At 64.4% G+C, this 21209-nt stretch carries 13 protein-coding genes and 1 tRNA gene; 4 read left to right on the top strand and 10 right to left on the bottom strand.

All coding sequences use genetic code 11. The annotated features are described in order from the left end of the window. Window positions 1-134 precede the first annotated feature (134 nt). The 7 genes from rpsJ to KBY66_RS13650 all read right to left on the bottom strand — a co-directional run bounded on the left by rpsJ (window position 135) and on the right by KBY66_RS13650 (window position 7324). Window positions 135-455 (bottom strand): 30S ribosomal protein S10, encoded by a 321-nt coding sequence (rpsJ, locus tag KBY66_RS13680; RefSeq protein ID WP_071800890.1) that lies wholly within the window; start codon window positions 453-455, stop codon window positions 135-137. 167 nt (window positions 456-622) lie between these two features. Continuing rightward, the gene (tuf, locus tag KBY66_RS13675; protein WP_255090170.1) at window positions 623-1852 is read right to left on the bottom strand and encodes an elongation factor Tu; all 1230 of its coding nucleotides are present in this window, start codon (window positions 1850-1852) and stop codon (window positions 623-625) included. 39 nt (window positions 1853-1891) lie between these two features. After that, window positions 1892-3967 (bottom strand): elongation factor G, encoded by a 2076-nt coding sequence (gene fusA / locus KBY66_RS13670; RefSeq protein WP_255090169.1) that lies wholly within the window; start codon window positions 3965-3967, stop codon window positions 1892-1894. A 101-nt stretch (window positions 3968-4068) separates the two neighbouring features. Further along, window positions 4069-4539: a 30S ribosomal protein S7 gene (gene rpsG / locus KBY66_RS13665; RefSeq protein ID WP_255090168.1), complete on the bottom strand. Its 471-nt coding sequence runs from the start codon at window positions 4537-4539 to the stop codon at window positions 4069-4071. Window positions 4540-4587: 48 nt separating this feature from the next. Further along, entirely contained in the window at window positions 4588-4962 is a 375-nt protein-coding gene (gene rpsL / locus KBY66_RS13660) for a 30S ribosomal protein S12 (RefSeq protein ID WP_255090167.1), read from the bottom strand. A gap of 52 nt (window positions 4963-5014) precedes the next feature. Beyond that, complete coding sequence (locus KBY66_RS13655) at window positions 5015-5371, bottom strand: AIR synthase (protein ID WP_255090166.1); 357 nt, start codon at window positions 5369-5371, stop codon at window positions 5015-5017. 15 nt (window positions 5372-5386) lie between these two features. After that, window positions 5387-7324: a phosphodiester glycosidase family protein gene (locus tag KBY66_RS13650; RefSeq protein WP_255090165.1), complete on the bottom strand. Its 1938-nt coding sequence runs from the start codon at window positions 7322-7324 to the stop codon at window positions 5387-5389. Between the two features lie 125 nt (window positions 7325-7449). Between KBY66_RS13650 and KBY66_RS13645 the strand changes: the two genes are divergently transcribed. Beyond that, entirely contained in the window at window positions 7450-12042 is a 4593-nt protein-coding gene (locus KBY66_RS13645) for a glutamate synthase-related protein (RefSeq protein WP_255090164.1), read from the top strand. On the opposite strand, the gene lipA is transcribed toward KBY66_RS13645, so the two are convergent. After that, entirely contained in the window at window positions 12039-12908 is an 870-nt protein-coding gene (lipA, locus tag KBY66_RS13640) for a lipoyl synthase (RefSeq protein ID WP_255090163.1), read from the bottom strand. The two genes, KBY66_RS13645 and lipA, sit on opposite strands and share 4 nt — an antisense overlap. Before the next feature lie 74 nt (window positions 12909-12982). On the opposite strand from lipA, the gene KBY66_RS13635 reads away from it, so the two are divergent. Then, window positions 12983-13056 (top strand) — tRNA-Pro (locus KBY66_RS13635). Window positions 13057-13094: 38 nt separating this feature from the next. Here the strand turns inward: KBY66_RS13635 and cobJ are convergent. Both cobJ and KBY66_RS13625 read right to left on the bottom strand, forming a co-directional pair. Then, complete coding sequence (gene cobJ / locus KBY66_RS13630) at window positions 13095-14861, bottom strand: precorrin-3B C(17)-methyltransferase (RefSeq protein ID WP_255090162.1); 1767 nt, start codon at window positions 14859-14861, stop codon at window positions 13095-13097. After that, the gene (locus KBY66_RS13625) at window positions 14858-15919 is read right to left on the bottom strand and encodes a hypothetical protein (RefSeq protein ID WP_255090161.1); all 1062 of its coding nucleotides are present in this window, start codon (window positions 15917-15919) and stop codon (window positions 14858-14860) included. Before KBY66_RS13625 ends, cobJ begins: the two co-directional genes overlap by 4 nt. A gap of 415 nt (window positions 15920-16334) precedes the next feature. On the opposite strand from KBY66_RS13625, the gene psaA reads away from it, so the two are divergent. Continuing rightward, window positions 16335-18638 carry a photosystem I core protein PsaA gene (gene psaA, locus KBY66_RS13620; RefSeq protein ID WP_255090160.1) on the top strand — a complete coding sequence of 768 codons (2304 nt, stop codon included), beginning with the start codon at window positions 16335-16337 and terminating at the stop codon, window positions 18636-18638. Between the two features lie 20 nt (window positions 18639-18658). Beyond that, window positions 18659-20878 (top strand): photosystem I core protein PsaB, encoded by a 2220-nt coding sequence (gene psaB, locus KBY66_RS13615; protein ID WP_255090159.1) that lies wholly within the window; start codon window positions 18659-18661, stop codon window positions 20876-20878. Window positions 20879-21209 lie beyond the last annotated feature (331 nt).

Below are 21209 nucleotides of genomic sequence, written 5' to 3'. Positions count from 1 at the left end.
GCGCAGGGGCGCGTCAAAGGGAAACGGTGCGAGAGGGAGCTGCAGACGTTAAGCGACAGCCCGGAATCACAAGCTCGCTTCAGCCTAGAAAGTCGGAGCTCCCCCTGAAGCCGGGATCCGGCCGCAGGGGAGGCTCAGAGCTTGACCTCGATGTCCACACCACTGGGCAGATCGAGTTTCATCAAGGCGTCGATCGTCTTGGCCGTGGGGCTGTAGATGTCGATGATGCGTCGGTGCGTGCGGGTCTCGAAGTGCTCACGGGAATCCTTGTCGACGTGGGGTGAGCGCAGCACGCAGTAGATCTTGCGTTTGGTGGGAAGGGGGATCGGCCCGATCGCTGTGGCAGCGGTGTGATCGGCCGTTTCGATGATCTTGTCGCAGGACAGATCCAGCATGCGGCGGTCAAAGGCCTTCAGGCGGATGCGGATCTTCTGCTGGGCAATGGCGGTGGACATGGGAGGGGAAGAAGGACGTGTTGAGCGCTTCGCTGGGCGTCAACAGAACGGAAGGGGTGGATCAGTCGATCCTTGGGTTGTCGAGGTGCTCACCGACCGGCGTGCACCGGAGGGTTGGACAGGAGAGGCTACCGTTTGGCACCCTCTCCGCTTGGCTGAGCTCCGGATCAGGCGACGATCTTGGAGACGACACCGGCACCGATGGTACGGCCGCCCTCCCGGATGGCAAAACGCATGCCTTGCTCGATCGCCACTGGGCAGATCAGCTCGGCTGACATCTTGATGCGATCACCGGGCATCACCATCTCGACGTTGGTTCCATCGTCGGCGGTGAAGGCGGTGATCTGACCGGTCACATCGGTGGTGCGGATGTAGAACTGGGGCCTGTAACCAGCAAAGAAAGGGGTGTGGCGACCGCCCTCCTCCTTCTTCAGCACATAGACCTCACCTTCGAACTTGGTGTGGGGCTTGATCGAGTTGGGCTTGACCAGCACCATGCCGCGCTCGATGTCTTCCTTCTGAACACCACGCAGCAGCAGCCCGACGTTATCGCCAGCCATGCCCTCATCGAGCAGCTTGCGGAACATCTCCACGCCAGTGACGGTGGTTTCACGGGTGTCCTTGATGCCAACGATCTGGACGGTTTCACCCACTTTCACCTTGCCACGCTCGATCCGGCCGGTTGCCACGGTGCCGCGACCGGTGATCGAGAACACGTCTTCGACGGCCATCAGGAAGGGCTTGTCGATTTCCCGCTCGGGCTCAGGGATCGATTCGTCGACGGCGTCCATGAGATCGAGAATCTTGTCGACCCATTCGTTCTCACCACGGGTTCCCTTGCCACCACCCTGGATGAACTCGAGGGCTTTCAACGCCGACCCAGCAATGATGGGGATGTCATCACCCGGAAAGTCATAGCTGCTCAGCAGCTCGCGCATCTCCAGTTCCACGAGCTCGAGGATTTCCTCGTCATCGACCATGTCTTTCTTGTTGAGAAAGACCACCAGGGCAGGCACGCCAACCTGCTTGGCCAGCAGGATGTGCTCCTTGGTCTGGGCCATCGGGCCGTCGGTGGCAGCCACCACCAGAATTCCGCCGTCCATCTGGGCGGCGCCCGTGATCATGTTCTTGACATAGTCGGCGTGACCGGGGCAGTCGACGTGGGCGTAGTGGCGGGGCCCGGTTTCGTACTCGACGTGGGCCGTATTGATGGTGATGCCCCGTTCTTTCTCTTCAGGAGCACCGTCAATGTCGTCGTAGGCCTGGGCCTTGGCTTGCCCGATCGATGCCAGCACGTTGGTGATGGCGGCGGTAAGGGTGGTCTTGCCGTGGTCAACGTGGCCGATGGTGCCGATGTTGACGTGAGGTTTGTTCCTCTGAAACTTCTCGCGGGCCATTGAAGGAAAGAATCGGGGGGGTTGGTTGGGGTTGAGAGATCAGGTATTGCCCTGATTCTTAGAGATGATGGCCTCAGCGACATTGCGAGGAACTTCCTCGTAATGGCTGAACTCCATCGAGAAAACACCCCGACCCTGGGTCATGGATCGGAGCTGAGTGGCATAGCCGAACATTTCGGCAAGGGGCACCTTGGTCTGGACTTTAGATTGTCCGTTGTCGATGGACTGGCCTTCGACCTGACCACGACGGGAAGAGAGGTCGCCGATCACCGATCCGAGGTAATCCTCGGGGATCTCGACTTCCACCTTCATCATCGGCTCCAGTAGGACAGGATTGCACTTCTTGACGCCGTCCTTGAACGCCAGGGATCCGGCAATCTTGAACGCCATCTCAGAGGAATCAACGTCGTGGTAGGAACCGTCGACCATGGTGACCTTGATGTCGATCATAGGAAAGCCAGCAATCACTCCAGATTGGCAGGTTTCCTTCATGCCATTTTCGGCAGGGCCGATGTATTCCTTTGGGACGATACCACCAACAATCTTGTTGACAAATTCAAACCCGGAGCCCGGCTCCCCCGGTTCCATCTCGATCACGACATGGCCGTACTGACCCTTGCCACCTGTCTGCCTGGCGAATTTGCCTTCTCCCTTGGCGCTGCCACGGATGGTTTCGCGGTAAGACACCTGAGGGGCGCCGATGTTGGCTTCGACATTGAATTCCCTCAACATCCTGTCGACCAGAATCTCAAGGTGAAGTTCACCCATGCCGGCAATCACCGTCTGGCTAGTTTCGGGGTCGGTGGAGACCCGGAAGGTGGGATCTTCCTCCGACAACGACTGGAGTGCCTTGGAGAGCTTTTCCATATCGCCTTTGGTTTTTGGCTCCACGGCAACGGAAATCACTGGTTCGGGGATGAACAGGGACTCGAGGATGATCGGGTCGGTGTCCACACAGAGCGTGTCGCCGGTGGTGGTGTCCTTGAGGCCAAGAACAGCACCAAGGTCGCCGGCGCGCAACTCGTCGACCTCTTCGCGGTCGTCGGCTTTGAGCAGAATCAGCCGGGAGATGCGCTCCTTTTTGTCCTTGGTGCTGTTGAGGACGTAGCTGCCCTTCTTGAGGACGCCGCTGTACATCCTCACAAAGGTGAGCTTTCCGTAGGGATCGGACATCACCTTGAAAGCCAGGGCGCTGAAGGGTGCGTTGTCATCACAGGCGCGGGTTGCATCTTCGCCATCGGGCAAGAGCCCGTGAATGGGCGGGATATCGCTCGGGGCCGGCAAATAATCGACAACGGCATCCAGCATCAACTGAACGCCTTTGTTCTTGAAGGCGGAACCGCAAAGAATGGGAACCAGACCGTGGTCAACAACCCCGATGCGAATTCCCTTCACCAGCTGCTCATCGGTGAGCGAACCGTTCTCGAGGTAGGCCTCGATCAACTCTTCATCGGTTTCAGCCACCGATTCCATCAGTTTGCCGCGCCACAGGGCAGCTTCCTCCTTCATGTCGTCAGGAATCTCCTGCTCGATGATGTCGGTGCCCAGATCGTTTGTGTAGATGATGGCTTTCTGGCGCACCAGATCGATGATCCCCTTGAGATCACCTTCGGCGCCGATCGGCAGCTGGATCGGGGCGGCCTTGGCCTTGAGCCGGTCCTTGATCTGATCGTAGACCTTCAGGAAGTTGGCGCCCGTGCGGTCCATCTTGTTGACGAACACGATACGGGGCACCTTGTAGCGATCCGCCTGCCGCCACACTGTTTCTGACTGAGGCTGTACCCCACCCACGGCGCAGAACACCGCGACGACCCCGTCGAGAACGCGCATGGAGCGCTCGACTTCAATGGTGAAGTCAACGTGCCCCGGGGTGTCGATGATGTTGATCCGGTGCTCTCTCCAGCTGGTGGAGATGGCCGCGGCCGTGATCGTGATGCCCCGTTCGCGCTCCTGGGCCATCCAGTCAGTGACGGCGGCGCCATCGTGGACCTCCCCCATCTTGTGCACCACGCCTGAATAGAACAGGATCCGCTCTGTGGTGGTGGTTTTACCCGCGTCGATATGGGCGGCGATGCCAATATTTCTGACGCGATCCAGGGGGTAGGCGCGGGCCACGGGGTGGGGTCTCCGAAGGAAAATCGACGAACGTGCGGGTTGATTTTAGGCGCTGATTCAATCCGGCTGAATGGGCCCGCGACCCAGCCAGCAGGGGCCGCTCAGTAGCGGTAATGGGCGAAGGCCTTGTTGGCTTCGGCCATCTTGTGGGTTTCCTCCCGTTTGCGCACGGCGTTGCCGGCCTCATTGGCGGCATCCATCAGTTCGCCGGCGAGCTTCTGGGACATGCTGCGACCGTTGCGGGCCCGGGAAAAATTCACCAGCCAGCGCAGGGCCATCGCCGTGCCCCTCTCCTGGCGCACCTCCATGGGAACTTGGTAGGTGGCTCCGCCGACCCGACGGGCACGCACCTCGACAAGGGGGGTCGCGTTGCGAACGGCCGTCTCGAATACTTCGAGGGGGTCGGTGCCAGTGCGGTCATTGATCAGGCCGAAGGCATCCGAGAGGATCCTTTGGGCCGTGGACTTCTTGCCGTGCTTCATGAGCCGGGCCACGACCATCGAGGCCAGGCGGCTGTTGAACTGGGGATCGGGTTGAACCGGGCGCTTCTCAGCAGCGTTGCGGCGAGACATAAACCTGAAGAAAGGGAGGCGGGGTGGGGGAGAAAGCGGAAAGCTGGATCAACTCTTCGGGGTCTTGGCGCCGTACTTGGAGCGGCTCTGGCGCCGGTCTTTGACGCCGGCGGTATCCAGGGTGCCGCGGATGATGTGATAGCGAACACCCGGTAGGTCCTTGACCCGGCCGCCTCTGATCAGAACCACGGAGTGCTCCTGAAGGTTGTGGCCGATTCCAGGGATGTAGGCCGTGACCTCGAACCCGGAGGTGAGCCGGACCCGCGCCACCTTGCGCAGGGCGGAATTCGGCTTCTTGGGGGTGGAGGTGTAGACGCGGGTGCACACCCCCCGGCGCTCCGGACAGGACCGCAGCGCTGGGGATTTGGTTTTACGGGTGAGGTGCTGCCGCTCGGTGCGGATCAGCTGCTGAATCGTGGGCATCGAGGGCCGAAGAATTAAGCCGGACGTCCGACCGTTTTGACAATTAACCACCCTACGCTGTCGCCAGCCCGGTTCCTGCCACGCGGCTGAAGGCCGCCCCGCAGGCACAGCATTGGACGGCTTCGCTGGAGCGGATCAGAAATCCCCCGCCGCTGAGGTCGCCTCGGTAGTCAAGGTTGAGCCCCGCCAGCTGGCTGGCCTGTTCAGCGGGAGCGTGCAGGGTGATCCCATCGGCCCGGGCCACCGCCACGCCGGCCAGATCGCCGGGCCGGAGTCGGATCACCCAGTGCTCGCAGCCGCCCTCGATCAGGTCAAGATGCATCAGGCCGGGGGTTCCGGCCACAGAGGCCTGTCGGCCCAGCTCGGCGGCGGCGGCGGCGCTCAGGCGCACGGTGAGACCCTTAGGCATGGGGGGTGGGCTGGATCAGCGGGTGGTCAATAAGTCTGGGGCAGGGGTGGAGTGCTTCGTGGGCCCCTCCACCAGGCCCGGCTGGTCGCCGCGGGGCACCAGACCCAGCCCGTTGTGGATCGAGGCGGTGACACCGCGTCCCTTGACGGTCATCGCCCCCCCCACCACCAAGCCGGTCGAGCTGCCTCCGTCGAGGTTGAGCGCGTCGCGGAGTCCGAGCTGCCTCAGCAGCACAGCGGTTTCCGAAAGGGTCGGGCCGTTGTGCTCCACCCCTTCGAGGGTCAGCAGCCAGAGCTCACGCCCGTCGCTGCCGATCACCGTGCGCGGCGCACCCTGCTGCAGGAAGGCCTGGCTGAATCCCTCTCCGGTGCCATTGAGCACCACCTGGCCCTGCAGGAGAAGCAGCGGTCCGCCCCCCAGCACGAAGGGCAGCTGGCCCAGGGGCTCATCCGGCCGGCTGGCAATCGCCAGACGGTTGCCCACCGCCCAGGGAGCCGTTGCTCCGGCCCTGGCCACCAGCAAGGTGTCGTCGGGTCCCAGGCCAACGCCGTTGGCGAGCTCATCCCGAGTCAGTTGTCGCTGGACGAGACCTCCGCTGAGGATCAGGCCCGTCTCCGCGCCGCTCAGGGCGCGGTAGCCCCTTCCCCAGTCCGCCGTGTAACGGGCCAGGCCCCGCTCGATGTAGCCGCTGTTCACCGTGGTCAGGGGCCAGCGCTGGCCAGCCGCGTCGATCACCCAGTCCTCCAGACGGAGCCGGCCGAACCGGGGCAGCTCGCCCGGCTGCCAGCCCACGGCGCCGCGGTTCAGGATCGGTCCGGACAGCCAGCGCCCCTGATCCTTGAGCGCCCCCAGCGGCAGCCGGCGCACCCGATTGAAGAAACCCCCGTTGATCGCCACCAGGGCCTGGTCGCCCTGGGCCAGGGCCGGCAGGGAGCTGAGCCCTTCCATCCCCTCGGAGCGGGTGAGCAGGCGCAGCTCCAGGGGATTGCGGCGCGGGTCGAGACGAACGCTGTTGATCAGCATGCTTCGCGCTCCGACGACGCGGACCTGGCGCTCGATCGTGACGCTCCTGCTCAGCAGGGCCTGGAGCCGGGGATCGAGGCGTGCTGGTGGCGCTGTGAACGGCCCGGCTCCTGCGGCTCCAATCCCGTTGGCTCCCGCCGCCGCGGCCGGGCCGCCCAGGCCGACGCCGGCCAGATCGAGCACCACCCTGGCGGGTCCTCCCAGGACCAGGAGCTTGGGAACGGCGTTTCCCAGGCTGAGGCTGAGCCCCTGCTCGCTCTGGCCCACCGTGAGGCCAAGGGCCTGCAGCTCGGCCCGCTGCGCCGTCGTGCTGCGCAGCCCCACCAGCAACCGGCCGCTGTCCTGGCGCACGGCGGCGATGCCATCGAGATCGAGCACCACCCGCCGGCCGCCGAGAGCGGCCGTCCCCCCGGGGGACGACACCCGCACCCGGACCAGAGCAGGCCTCGGTAACACGATGACCAGCCCTTCGCCGCTGGTTTCAAGCCGCACTCCGGCGGCCTGAAGCAGGGGGGCGACATCAACGGCGACCTCATCATCGAGGCTTCGTTGCCCTCCGGAGGGGACCTTCAGGGTCTGATCGAACCACTCCAGTTCCAGGCTCCCATCCGGCTGGCTGCGGCTGCTGAAGCCCAACTGCCCCTGGAGCAGATCCAGGGGCAGCCAGAGCTGCAGGGGAGCGAATCCATCGGCATCCCGCCACTGCCAGCGGGCCTGTTGGGTGATCCCGTTGATCATGACCCGCTGGCCCGAGCGGAGCGCCGCGGCCTGCCGGGATTGCGTCTGGGCGCTGGCGGGCCCAGTGAGCGAGGCAGGCCCCCGCCAGCTGCCCTGGCCGTGCGCCCCGGGGGGCAGGGCCAGGGACAGCAGGGGCAACAGGGCCAGGCCAAGCGAAAGGCAGCCGCTGGATTTCAGAATCGGCCGCGCCATCAGGTCTATTCGGTTGCTGATGAACGCTAAGCCCAGTCCCTGGTCCCTAAAGTCAGCGTCGCTAACAGGATGGCTGCCTGGCTCAATCAGGGCTGCCCCTGGTTCTTGCAGGTCGTTCCCGGGCTATGCCTCATTCCTCCTCTCCGCTCTGGCCCCATTGCGACAGTCCTGCGCCCGAGGCCATTGCCGGCGAGAAGGATGCCTGTGGGGTCGGTTTTCTGGCCCAGTTGGGCGGCGAGGCCTCCCACGGCCTGCTGCAGCAGGCCCTGCGGGGGCTCAGCTGCATGGAGCACCGCGGGGGCTGCGGGGGTGACAGCGACTCCGGCGACGGCGCCGGCATCCTTTGCGGCATTCCCTGGAGTTTCCTGGCAACCGTCTGGCCCGCCTCGGCCTCGGTCTCACCCCAGGGCCGTGGCCTGGCCATGCTGTTCCTGCCGGTCGAACCGCGACGGCTTCAGCAGGCCCATCGCTTCTGTGAAGAGGCGGCCCTCACCCTGGGCCTGCGCAGTGTCGGCTGGCGCTCCGTGCCTGTGGATCGCGCCGTGCTCGGGCCCCTCGCCCGCCAGACCGCGCCGGTGATCGAGCAGTGGCTGGTCGAGGCCGATGTGGAAGGGGACGCCCTCGAGGCCCTTCTGTTTCGCTGTCGCCGCCGCGTTGGTGATCTTGTGCGGGAGGCATGGGGCCCTGGCCCGAGTGAGCTCTACTTCGCCTCCTTCAGCGGACGCACCGTTGTTTACAAAGGAATGGTGCGCTCGGAAGTGCTGCCAGCCTTCTACGCCGATTTGCGAGACCCTCGTTTCGCGGTGAGTTTCGCGGTCTATCACCGCCGCTTCAGCACCAACACCCTGCCGCGCTGGCCCCTGGCCCAGCCGATGCGGATGCTGGGCCACAACGGGGAGATCAACACCCTGCTCGGCAACCTCAACTGGGCCCGAGCCGCCGAGTCCCACCTGGATGCCGCCTGGGGAGAGGCCGCTGCCGATCTCAAGCCAGTGGTGAACTCTGCCTTCAGCGATTCGGCCAACCTCGACGCCATGCTGGAGCTGATGGTGCGCAGCGGCCGGCCCATCACCGACAGCCTGTTGACCCTGGTGCCCGAAGCCTTCCGTCAACAGCCTGAACTCGACGAGCGGCCCGCTGTGCAGGCCTTCTACGAGTACTCCGCCTGCCTCCAGGAACCCTGGGACGGCCCCGCCCTGCTGGTCTTCAGCGATGGCCTCAGTGTGGGGGCCACCCTCGATCGCAACGGTCTGAGGCCTGCCCGCTACTGCATCACCACCGATGGCCTGGTGGTGATGGGCTCGGAAACCGGGGTGGTGGAGATCGAGGAAAGCCGGATCCTTGAAAAGGGGAGGCTCGGTCCAGGCCAGATGCTGGCGGTGGATCTGGAGAACGGACGGTTGCTCAAGAACTGGCAGGTGAAGGAAGAAGTGGCCTCCCGTCATCCCTACGGCGCCTGGCTGCAGGAGCACCGCCGCGCGCTTCACCCCCAGCCCTGGCAGGAGACCAACAGCCTGGTCCCCCTTGATCTGCTTCGCCACCAGACCGCCTTCGGTTTCACGGCGGAGGATCAGGACCTGGTGATCGAGGACATGGCGGGTCAGGGCAAGGAACCCACTTACTGCATGGGCGACGACATCCCGCTGGCGGTGCTTTCCACCAAACCCCATCTTCTTTACGACTACTTCAAGCAACGATTCGCCCAGGTCACCAATCCGCCGATCGACCCCCTCCGTGAGGAGCTGGTGATGAGCCTGGAGATGCACCTCGGCCGCCGTGGGTCGGCCCTCAGGCCGGAACCAGCTTCCGCTTCGGTGCTGCATCTCGACAGCCCGGTGCTGAATGAGCGGGAACTGCTCTGCCTCGCCCAGCAGGGTCTGGCCACCACCACCCTCTCCACCCTGTTCTCCATCCTTGGGGGTCCGGCTGGCCTGGAGGAGGCGGTAGCCAGCCTGTGCGCTGGGGCGGAAGCGGCCGTCCGGTCGGGACATCAGATCCTGGTGCTCTCCGATCGGGCCGAGGAGGGCCTCTCCCCAACCCGTTCCTACATCCCGCCGCTGCTGGCGGTGGGGGCCGTGCACCATCACCTGCTCCAGTTGGGGATGCGGCTGCACTGTTCTCTGGTGGTCGAAACAGCACAGTGCTGGAGCACCCACCAGCTGGCCTGCTTGATCGGCTTCGGTGCCAGTGCGGTCTGCCCCTGGCTCACCTGGGAGACCACCCGCCACTGGCTCGAGCACCCCAAGACCCAGTCGCTGATGGGGCGCGGCAAGCTCGCCAGGCTGGATGCGGCTGCCGCCCAGGCCAACGTGCGCCAGGCCCTCGAGGCAGGTTTGCGCAAGATCCTCTCCAAGATCGGCATTTCCTTGCTGGCCAGTTACCACGGGGCCCAGATCTTCGAAGCCATCGGCATCGGCGCCGATCTGATCGAGCGTGCCTTCAAGGGCACCACCAGCCGGGTCGCTGGCCTGAGCTTCACCGACCTGGCCAGGGAAACCCTGGCCTTCCATGCCAAGGCTTTCCCGGAGTTGCATCGAACCAAGCTTGAGTTCATGGGCTTCGTCCAGTACCGCTCCGGCGGGGAGTTTCATCTCAACAGCCCGGAGATGGCCAAGGCTCTCCACGCCGCCGTGGCCGCAGGGCCCGGCTACGACCACTTCTCCACCTACCGCACCCTGCTGGAGCACCGGCCGGTCACGGCCCTCAGGGATTTGCTCGAACTTCGGCCGGCACCGGCCCCGCTGCCGATCGAGCAGGTGGAGAGCGTGGAGAGCATCTGCAGCCGCTTCTGCACCGGTGGCATGAGCCTGGGAGCTCTCTCCCGTGAAGCCCATGAAGTGCTGGCCGTGGCCATGAACCGCATCGGCGGCAAGAGCAACAGTGGGGAAGGCGGCGAAGATCCGGCCCGTTTCCATGGGCTCCAGGACGTGGACGCCGAGGGGTTCTCGCCGACTCTTCCCACGATCCGGGGACTTCGCAACGGCGATTCGGCCAACTCGGCGATCAAGCAGATCGCCTCCGGACGTTTCGGTGTGACGCCCGCCTATCTGCGCAGTGGCCGGCAGCTGGAGATCAAGGTGGCCCAGGGGGCCAAGCCGGGGGAGGGTGGGCAACTGCCCGGTCCGAAGGTGGATGCCTACATCGCCTGGCTGCGCAACAGCAAACCAGGCGTGGCGCTCATTTCCCCTCCTCCGCATCACGACATCTATTCGATTGAGGATCTGGCCCAGCTGATCCACGACCTTCACCAGGTCCATCCCGCCGCCAAGGTTTCTGTGAAGTTGGTGGCCGAGATCGGCATCGGCACCATTGCCGCCGGTGTGGCGAAGGCCAACGCCGACGTGATTCAGATCTCCGGGCACGACGGCGGCACCGGGGCTTCGCCGCTGAGTTCGATCAAACATGCCGGCAGCCCCTGGGAACTGGGGCTCTCCGAGGTGCACCGCAGCCTGCTGGTCAATGGCCTGCGTGATCGGGTGCTGCTCCGCACCGATGGCGGCCTCAAGACCGGTTGGGATGTGGTGATGGCCGCCCTGCTGGGCGCCGAGGAGTATGGCTTCGGCTCGGTGGCGATGATCGCCGAAGGGTGCATCATGGCTCGCGTCTGCCACACCAACAACTGCCCGGTGGGGGTGGCCACCCAGAAGGAGGCCCTGCGCCAACGCTTCACCGGATTGCCCGAGCACGTGGTCAATTTCTTCCTCTACGTGGCCGAAGAGGTGCGCCAGCTTCTCAGCGTGCTCGGGGTGGCCCGGCTGGAGGATCTGATCGGCAGGAACGACCTGCTGAAACCGCGGAATGTGGCCCTGGCCAAAACCGGCTCCCTCGATCTCTCCTGTCTGTTGGACCCCATCCCCCAGTCGGTGGATCGGGGCTGGCTGAAGCACCGGGCTGCGGCCCACGGCAACGGCCCGATCCTCGAAGATCACCTGCTCGCCGACCCCGAGGTGCTGGCGGCGATCGAAACCCACGGCCAGGTGAGCCGCACTTTGGCGATCGTCAACACCGACCGCAGCGTCTGCGCCCGGTTGGCCGGCGAGATCGCCGGTCGCCACGGCAACACCGGCTTCGCTGGCCTCCTCGACCTCCGCTTCGAGGGCGCGGCGGGCCAGAGTTTCGGGGCCCTGCTGCTCCAGGGCATGCAGGTGCGCCTGGTTGGTGACGCCAACGACTACGTCGGCAAAGCCATGAACGGGGGCAGGATCGTCGTCGTCCCCCCTGCCGGCGTCAGAGATCCAGGCAGCCAGGTGATTCTTGGGAACACCTGCCTGTATGGGGCCACCGGCGGAGAACTCTTTGCCCTTGGCCGTGCCGGAGAACGGTTCGCCGTGCGCAACAGCGGTGCTCAGAGCGTCGTGGAAGGCAGCGGTGACCACTGCTGCGAGTACATGACCGGCGGACTCGTGGTGATCCTCGGCAGCACCGGCCGCAACGTGGGCGCCGGCATGACCGGTGGGGTGGCCTTCCTGCTCGATGAGCAGGACACCCTGGCCGGCCGGCTCAACCCCGAAACCCTCGCGATGCACCCGCTCGATACGCCGGAGCAGGAGGCGTTGCTCAAACCCCTGCTCGAAGCCCACCTCGAGCACACCGGCAGCCGCCGGGCCGCCGAAATCCTCGCCAACTGGCCCCAGTGGCGCGGCCGCTTCAAGGTGCTGGTGCCGCCGAGCGAACTGGCCAGAGTCGGCCTTTCCGAGCGGGTCAAGGTGGCGGCCTAGCGGGGGAACTCCCGCATCAGCCGCCGCACCTCGCCTGCGTGATAGCTGCTGCGGGTCAGCGGCGAACTCACCACCTGCAGGAAGCCCAGCTCGGTTTCACCGTGGGCACAGAACCGGTCGAACTGCTCCGGTTCCACGAACCGCTGCACGGCCAGATGCTTGGGCCCTGGTGAGAGATACTGGCCGATCGTGACGATGGCAACGCAGTTCGCTCGCAGATCGCCCAACACGGCAAACACCTCCTCGTCGGTTTCGCCCAGCCCCACCATCAGCCCCGACTTCGTGTAGGTGCGCGGCCAGCTTTCGCTCACCCGGCGCAGCAGCTCCAGGGAACGTCCATAGATTCCCTGGGGCCTGACCTGGCGGTAAAGCCGGGGCACCGTCTCGATGTTGTGGTTGAGCACATCGGGGCTGGCCGCCATCACCGCCGCCAGGGCGTTCCAGTTCCCGCAGAAATCCGGGATCAGCAGCTCGATCGTGGTGGCGGGTGAGCGGCGGCGCACCTCGTTGATGCAGGCAACGAACTGGCTGGCCCCTCCGTCCTCCAGGTCGTCGCGATTCACCGAGGTGATCACCACATGGCTGAGTCCCAGCCGGGCCACGGCCTCACCCAGCCGTTGCGGTTCGCTGGGATCGAGACCCCGCACGCTCTTGTCGAAGTCGATGTCGCAGTAGGGGCAGGCGCGGGTGCAGCCCGGTCCCATGATCAGGAAGGTGGCGGTGCCACCGGCAAAGCATTCGCCGATGTTCGGGCAACTGGCCTCCTGGCAGACCGTGTTCAGGTTCAGATCGGTGAGAAGGTCGGCCACCGCACCGATTCGCTCCCGTTGGGGAGCTTTGACGCGCAGCCAGTGGGGTTTGAGCAAGAGCCCAGGGCCTCTGCCGTGGTGAGCAACGAATGTAGGGGGAGCCGTTGGTTGATCGCCTACGCTCTTTCCAGCGGGATGTGGCGCAGCTTGGTAGCGCACTTCGTTCGGGACGAAGGGGCCGCAGGTTCGAATCCTGTCATCCCGATTCAGAGTTTCTGACCTGCCGGGTCGAAGCCGGATTCCTCAGCTGAGCTCGGCCCCCGGATACCCACGGGGCGTCACCATCCGTCCGTGCACCAGGCGGGTGGTGCTGTTGCCGACCAGCACCAGGCTGAGCATGTCGACCTGCTCCAGGGGCAGGTCCTCGAGGCGGTGCAGGCTGACCCGTTCCTCGGCCCTGCCCAGCTGCCGGGCCAGCACGACGGGGATCCCTGGGCTGCGCCCCTCGCTCAGCAGCGCCAGGGCCCTGGCCAGCTGCCAGTCGCGACCGAGCGAGCGGGGGTTGTAGAGGGCCACCACGAAATCACCCGCTGCCGCCGCCCTCAGGCGCCGCTCGATCATTGCCCACGGCGTCAGCCGGTCGCTGAGGCTGATCGTGCAGAAATCGTGCATCAGGGGAGCCCCGGCGCGGGCGGCGGCGAGCTGCAGGGCTGAAAGGCCGGGATGCACTGTGAAGCCAGGCCTTCCGCCTTCCGCCAGGGCCAGCCACAGCTCCAGGGCGAGGCCGGCCATGCCATAGATGCCGCTCTCGCCAGACGAGACCAGGGCCACGGTCAGGCCTTGGCAGGCCAGCTCCAGGGCCAGCGCACAGCGCTGGTGTTCCTGGGTGAGCTGGCCGTCACAGCGCAACTGATCGGGGCGCCGCAGGGGTTCGAGCAGATCGAGATACAGGCCATAGCCCACCCAGATCGTGCTCTCCGCCAGGGCGCGGCGGGCCGCTGGGGTGAGCAGATCCAGGCTGCCGGGTCCGCTCCCCACCAGGTTGAGTTGACCCTGGCAAGGGGCCCATTGCGGGGTGGCCCGGGCGATGGCCAGGGTGGCGGCACCCTGCTCGGAGTCCCTGGCGCGCTCGATCCGTTTGGCGGCCAGCAGCGAACCCTGTGGGCCGGCGGCCAGCGTGGCGGCGGCCTCCGCCACGCTGGCGGTACCCATTTCCTTTCGCACGGCGTCCGAGGGGGTTGGCACCGGCACCGGCGCCAGGTCCCCGGCGCTGAACAACCGCAGGGGCCACTGATGCGCCTCAGCCAGGGCGAGCAGGGCCGGCTCATCGCCTTTGCGGTCCACACTGGCCAGACCTGCCACCGCTTCCGGCGCGAGGCCATGCTCCTCCAGGGCCCGATCGACGGCCCGCTCCAACAGGCTGGGGCTGGTGTGGCGCTCGCAGCCGATCCCCAGCCAGAGGCAGGGGGGGTGCCAGCGGCAGCCGTTTCCCCGCTGGTGGCTGATCACCAGCTGCAGCGCGGGCTGGGACGAATTCTCGCATTGCGGCACTGTCGCTTGCAGGCGTTGCCACAGGGTCTGGCCAGCCACCTGGCAGACCTGGGGCTGCTGGCCCCTGGCCGCCGCCTTCATCAGCGCGTCCCAGTCGCCCTCTCCTCGCCGCCAGCCCCAGTCACGCCCGAAGCTGTCGAGGGCCAGCCGGCCCATGCCGCTGCTCGATCCGGTCAGCACCGCCTGGCCGCTTAACAGCGCAGCCACCCGCTGACTCAGGGATTCGGCGCCGGCGCCGTGTCCCCCCAGCAAGGGGACCACGAAGCGGCCGCCAGGATCCACCACCACCACGGCCGGATCATGGTGCTTGCCTTTGAGCAGGGGGGCGATCAGCCGGGTGATGGCTCCGCAGGCTCCAACGGCCACGAAGGCCGCGCTGCTGTCCCAGTGCTCGGCCAGGAATGCCGCTGCCGACGTTGTGGCTGGGGCCAGTTGCACCAGGCCGCCCTGGTGCAACTGGCTGAGGACTGGAGAACTGGCCGGAGCGAGCCCCAGACCCCAACAGGTGGGCTGGTTCATGGGGTCAGGCTGGCAGCCAGGGGTTCCAGGGGGGCGGGGTCGTCGTCGCGTTCTGGCTCGGGGATCGGCTCCGGGACCGGCTCGGGAGCCGTCGCCCCAGGATTCGCGGCTTCCTCCGGAGGAGGATCTGATCGGACGGCGTCCGTTGCCAGGGCGGCTGGCTCCTCTGCAGGGGAGGCCTGACCGAGGAGCTGGTCGAGTTCCAATTCCGTGAGCCGGCCCTGCTGCCACCGGCTGCCGCCGCCCGCAGCCAGGATCACTTCCTGCACCAAGCTGTTGAAGGGTGGATTCAAGGGTTCCCCCAGTCCATCGAGCAGTTCCAGCTGCACCGCATTGCTGCCCGGCCGCAGCCCCTTCAACCAGAGCGTCGTCTGCCGGTCGACGAGAAAGCTGTCCCCGTTGACCGTGACCCGCAGCAGCCAGTGGCGATCGTCGTCGCGCAGTTGCTGCAGAGGTGCATCCACCAGCAGCCAGTCGATCGGCACGGGCTCTGCCGTCAGCAAGTCGGCCGGGATGGCGCTGATCAACTGGGCCGATCCAGGTGGCGGGATCTGCAAGGGATTGGGAGCCACCCGATGCAGCCGGATCTGGCGAAAGCCCCCGGCGGACTTGACCGCCTCGCCCCAGGGCCGGGCGGCGTAGACACTCAGCCGATGGCTCCCCGGGTTGAGAGCCGCCATCGTCACCTGCAGCGAGGTGCTGGCGCTGCCATTGGCGCCGGGATCAACGAGTCGCAGCGGGGGCTGGTCATCCACTTGAACCACCAGATGGGGGCCGATGCCGAGGCCCCCAGGCCCGACCAGGGGCCAGTCATCGAGGGCGAGCTGGAGCTCCCAGGGGCCGGCAGGCAGCACCGCTTCGTTGGTGGGGGTGAGGATGCGCAGCTGGGGCTGATGCTCGGCCAGCCGATCCTGCAGCTGCTGAACCGGCAACGGGGGTGCGACCTCCTGCAGGGCTCCGGCCGGCGTGGACGGGGCGATGGCTGGAGCCGCCGGCAGCGACGGAGGCCGCAGGCTCCAGCCACCCGTCAGCAACACGGTCAGGCAGAGAAGCGCCACCCCCAGGCCCCGCAGCCCTGCGGTCAGGGGCTGAAGCGGGAAAGAGGTCCGGGTGGAGATGGGGGAGATCAGTGGTGATTGGAATAACAAAAGCAGCAATGAATACCTTGACTCATTGATAAGTATCCCCTGTCAGAGCCCAGTCTCAGACAGGAGTGCCGCTGGATTGAACCTTTGTTACTTCCCGGCCAATGGGCTTGAAACTCGCCCCTATACTTCCGCCAGCGGTCCCTTCTTTGGGGCTTCAGCTCCAGTTGTGGCAAGGGGTTTCGGTCATTCGCCGGTCTCTTGCCTTCCTGGTTTCCATGGCTTGGCGGGCTCGATCCGCCAAGCCATGTGACCCACCGGCCAGGCTTCCCGCCTGTGCCGGAGGGGTGGACCTCCACCTCGATCCCGTCCCTCGAGGAACGTCTCGATGACCATCAGCCCACCAGAGCGTGGGACAAAGGCGAAGGTCGCCGTCGATCGGAACCCCGTTCCTGTCGATTTCGAAGTGCTCGGCAAACCCGGTCACTTCGATCGCACCCTCGCCAAAGGTCCCAAAACCACCACCTGGGTTTGGAACCTCCACGCCAACGCTCACGATTTCGACAGCCACACGAGCGATTTAGAGGAGGTCTCTCGGAAGATCTTCAGCGCTCACTTCGGCCATCTGGCCGTCATTTTCATCTGGTTGAGCGGCGCCTTCTACCACGGTGCCCGTTTCTCCAACTACACCGGTTGGTTGGCCGACCCCCTGCACGTCAAACCCAGTGCGCAGGTGGTGTGGCCGATCTTTGGCCAGGAAATTCTCAATGCCGATGTGGGTGCCGGTTTCCACGGCATTCAGATCACCTCAGGCCTTTTCCACGTTTGGAGAGCCTGGGGTTTCACCAGTGAATTCCAGTTGCTTTGCACGGCAATCGGAGCCCTGGTGATGGCCGGTCTCATGCTCAATGCCGGTGTGTTCCATTACCACAAGGCAGCCCCCAAGCTCGAATGGTTCCAGAACGTTGAGTCCATGCTCAACCACCATCTGGCCGGCCTGCTGGGTCTGGGCTCCCTGTCCTGGACGGGTCACCTGTTGCATGTGTCCCTGCCCACCACCCAGTTGATGGATGCCATCGACGCCGGCAAGCCCCTGGCGCTCAATGGCAAGACCATCGCCTCGGTTGCGGACATTCCACTGCCCCATGAGTTCCTGAACCAGGACCTGATTGCTCAGCTGTTCCCTGGATTCGGGGCCGGTCTCTCCCCCTTCTTCACCGGCAACTGGGCGGCCTACAGCGATTTCCTCACCTTCAAGGGTGGCTTGAATCCTGTCACCGGCAGCCTGTGGATGACCGACATCGCCCATCACCACTTGGCGATCGCCGTTCTGTTCATCATCGCCGGCCACCAATACCGGACCAACTGGGGCATCGGCCACAGCATCAAGGAGATCCTCGAGGGGCAAAAGGGTGATCCCCTGTTGTTCCCGGCTCCGAAGGGTCACGATGGTCTCTTCGAGTTCATGACCACCTCCTGGCATGCCCAGTTGGCCGTGAACCTGGCCTTGCTCGGCTCCTTGAGCATCATCGTGGCGCATCACATGTATGCGATGCCTCCGTACCCCTACATCGGGATCGATTACCCAACCCAGTTGTCACTGTTCACCCACCACATGTGGATTGGCGGTTTCATCATTGTTGGCGCCGGTGCCCATGCGGCCATCGCGCTGATCCGCGATTACGACCCCGCCAAGCACATCGACAATGTGCTGGACCGGGTTCTCAAGGCCAGGGACGCCCTGATCAGCCACCTCAACTGGGTGTGTATTTTCCTAGGTTTCCACAGCTTCGGCCTCTACATCCATAACGACACCATGCGTGCCCTGGGCCGTCCCCAGGACATGTTCAGTGACACCGCCATTCAGCTGCAACCCGTCTTCGCCCAGTGGATTCAGGGTCTGCATGCCGCCGCTGCCGGCAGCACGGCGCCCAACGCGCTCGCCGGTGTCAGTGAGGTGTTCAACGGTTCGATCATTTTCGTCGGAGGCAAGGTGGCCGCCGGCCCCATCCCCCTGGGAACGGCCGACTTCATGGTGCACCACATCCATGCCTTCACGATCCACGTCACCGTGCTGATCCTGCTGAAGGGTGTGCTGTACAGCCGCAGCTCCAGGCTCATCCCCGACAAGGCGAACCTGGGATTCCGGTTCCCCTGCGACGGCCCTGGCCGTGGCGGGACCTGCCAGGTTTCGGCTTGGGACCACGTGTTCCTGGGCCTGTTCTGGATGTACAACTCCCTCTCCATCGTGATCTTCCACTTCAGCTGGAAGATGCAGAGCGATGTCTGGGGAACCGTCAATGCGGACGGGACCGTCCAGCACATCACCAACGGCAATTTCGCCCAGAGCGCCATCACCATCAATGGTTGGCTGCGTGATTTCCTGTGGGCCCAGGCCGCCCAGGTGATCAACAGCTACGGCTCCTCTTCGAGTGCCTACGGCCTGATGTTCCTCGGCGCCCACTTCGTCTGGGCCTTCAGCCTGATGTTCCTGTTCAGCGGCCGCGGCTACTGGCAAGAACTGATTGAGTCCATCGTCTGGGCCCATAACAAGCTGAGGGTTGCACCTGCGATTCAACCGCGGGCGCTGAGCATCATCCAGGGACGCGCCGTTGGCGTTGCCCACTATCTCCTGGGCGGTATCGCTACCACCTGGGCGTTCTTCCTGGCCCGACTTGTCGCGGTCGGCTGACCTCCTCCTGACCTTTCCACATGGCAACGAAATTTCCTTCGTTTAGCCAGGGTCTGGCACAGGACCCCACAACCCGCCGTATTTGGTACGGAATCGCCACGGCTCACGACTTCGAGAGCCACGACGGAATGACGGAGGAGAAGCTTTACCAAAAGCTCTTCTCCACCCATTTCGGACACCTGGCGATCATCGGCCTCTGGGTTTCTGGGAACCTGTTCCACATCGCCTGGCAGGGCAACTTTGAGCAGTGGGTCGCCGATCCGCTGCATGTCCGTCCCATCGCTCACGCGATCTGGGATCCCCACTTCGGCCAGGGGGCCATCACTGCCTTCACCCAGGCCGGTGCCACCTCCCCGGTGAACATTGCCTATTCAGGCTTGTACCACTGGTGGTACACGATCGGCATGACCACGAATGCCGAGCTCTACCAAGGATCGATCTTCATGATGATCCTCTCGGCCTGGGCCCTGTTCGCCGGTTGGCTTCACCTCCAACCCAAGTTCCGGCCCTCCTTGGCCTGGTTCAAGAACGCCGAGTCACGCCTGAACCACCACCTCGCGGTTCTGTTCGGATTCAGCTCGATCGCCTGGACCGGCCACCTGGTCCACGTGGCCATTCCCGAATCCCGCGGTCAGCATGTCGGTTGGGACAACTTCCTGAACGTCCTGCCTCACCCGGCTGGCCTTGCTCCGTTCTTCACCGGTAACTGGGGCGTGTATGCCGAGAACCCCGACACGGTCAACCAGGTGTTCGGCAGCTCCACCGGATCCGGCACCGCGATCCTCACCTTCCTGGGCGGTTTCCACCCCCAGACCGAGTCGCTCTGGCTCACCGACATCGCGCATCACCATCTGGCGATTGGCGTGATCTTCGTGATTGCCGGCCACATGTATCGGACCAACTTCGGGATCGGCCACTCGATTCGCGAGATCCTGGAGGCCCACAATCCGCCCAAGGGAACCCCCTTCGGTGGTGCTCTCGGAGCTGGCCACAAGGGCCTCTACGACACGATCAACAACTCGCTCCACTTCCAGCTTGGCCTTGCCCTGGCTTCCCTGGGTGTGATTACCAGCCTGGTGGCCCAGCACATGTATGCGTTGCCGTCCTATGCGTTCATCGCCAAGGACTACACAACGCAAGCTGCGCTTTACACCCACCACCAGTACATCGCCATCTTTCTGATGGTGGGGGCCTTCGCCCACGGTGCGATCTTCTTCATCCGTGATTACGACCCCGAGGCCAACAAGAACAACGTTCTTGCTCGGATGCTGGATCACAAGGAAGCGATCATCAGTCATCTGAGCTGGGTCTCCCTGTTCCTTGGCTTCCACACCCTTGGTCTCTACGTCCACAACGACGTGGTCGTGGCTTTCGGTACCCCCGAGAAGCAGATCCTGGTGGAGCCTGTCTTTGCCCAGTTCGTGCAGGCCGCAAGCGGCAAGGCCCTCTATGGCTTTGATGTGCTGCTCTCGAATCCTTCCAGTGCCGCCAGTCTGGCTTCGGCCAACATCCCTGGCGATCACTTCTGGCTGGATGCGATCAATGGCAACACCGATGTGTTCCTGCCGATTGGGCCTGGCGACTTCCTTGTCCACCACGCCATTGCGTTGGGCCTGCACACCACCACTCTCATCCTGGTGAAGGGTGCCCTGGATGCGCGGGGTTCGAAGCTGATGCCCGACAAGAAGGACTTCGGCTACTCCTTCCCCTGTGATGGACCCGGCCGTGGCGGCACCTGCGATATCTCAGCTTGGGACGCCTTCTATCTTTCGGTGTTCTGGGCCCTCAATACCGTGGGTTGGGTCACCTTCTACTGGCACTGGAAGCACCTCGCCATCTGGCAGGGCAACGTGGCTCAGTTCAACGAATCCAGCACCTATCTGATGGGTTGGTTTCGTGACTACCTCTGGCTGAACAGCTCCCAGTTGATCAATGGGTACAACCCCTTTGGCACCAACAACCTGGCTGTCTGGTCCTGGATGTTCCTTTTCGGCCATCTGGTCTGGGCCACTGGCTTCATGTTCCTGATCTCCTGGCGGGGCTACTGGCAGGAGTTGATCGAAACCATCGTCTGGGCTCACCAGCGCACACCGCTCGCCAACATGGTGGGCTGGCGTGACAAGCCTGTGGCCCTCTCGATCGTTCAAGCCCGTGTGGTTGGTCTGGCTCACTTCTCTGTGGGCTACATCCTCACCTACGGTGCCTTCCTGATCGCCTCCACGTCCGGCAAATTCGGCTGATTGGCTGGGTCGCTGGAGTCCTGTTCACACAGGTCAGCCAGCGACCCATTGGAAGGCTACCTTCTTCTTGATCGTGTCAAGACGAGATTCTTGAGGGACGAACCTCATCCACACTTAACCCCCTGGATTCACCAGGGGGTTTTTTATGGCCCTTTCTGGTTTGGGACCCGTTGCGAACTTCTCCGTTCTTGTTTGTGAAGAATGGTGTGTCTCGCGTCAAGCCCCTTGGCCGTTTGGCGTCAATCAAGTTGGCCGGTGAGGCCCCCTGAGCTGCTCTGCGGTTGCCTTTGACGACAACCTCTTTCCGGCGACACGAAATCTTGCCCATCTC

This window comes from Synechococcus sp. Tobar12-5m-g (assembly GCF_024345415.1).
Lineage (GTDB): Bacteria > Cyanobacteriota > Cyanobacteriia > PCC-6307 > Cyanobiaceae > Regnicoccus.
Note: the sequence above shows the minus strand (reverse complement) of the source record. Positions and strands in the feature narration are given on the sequence as shown.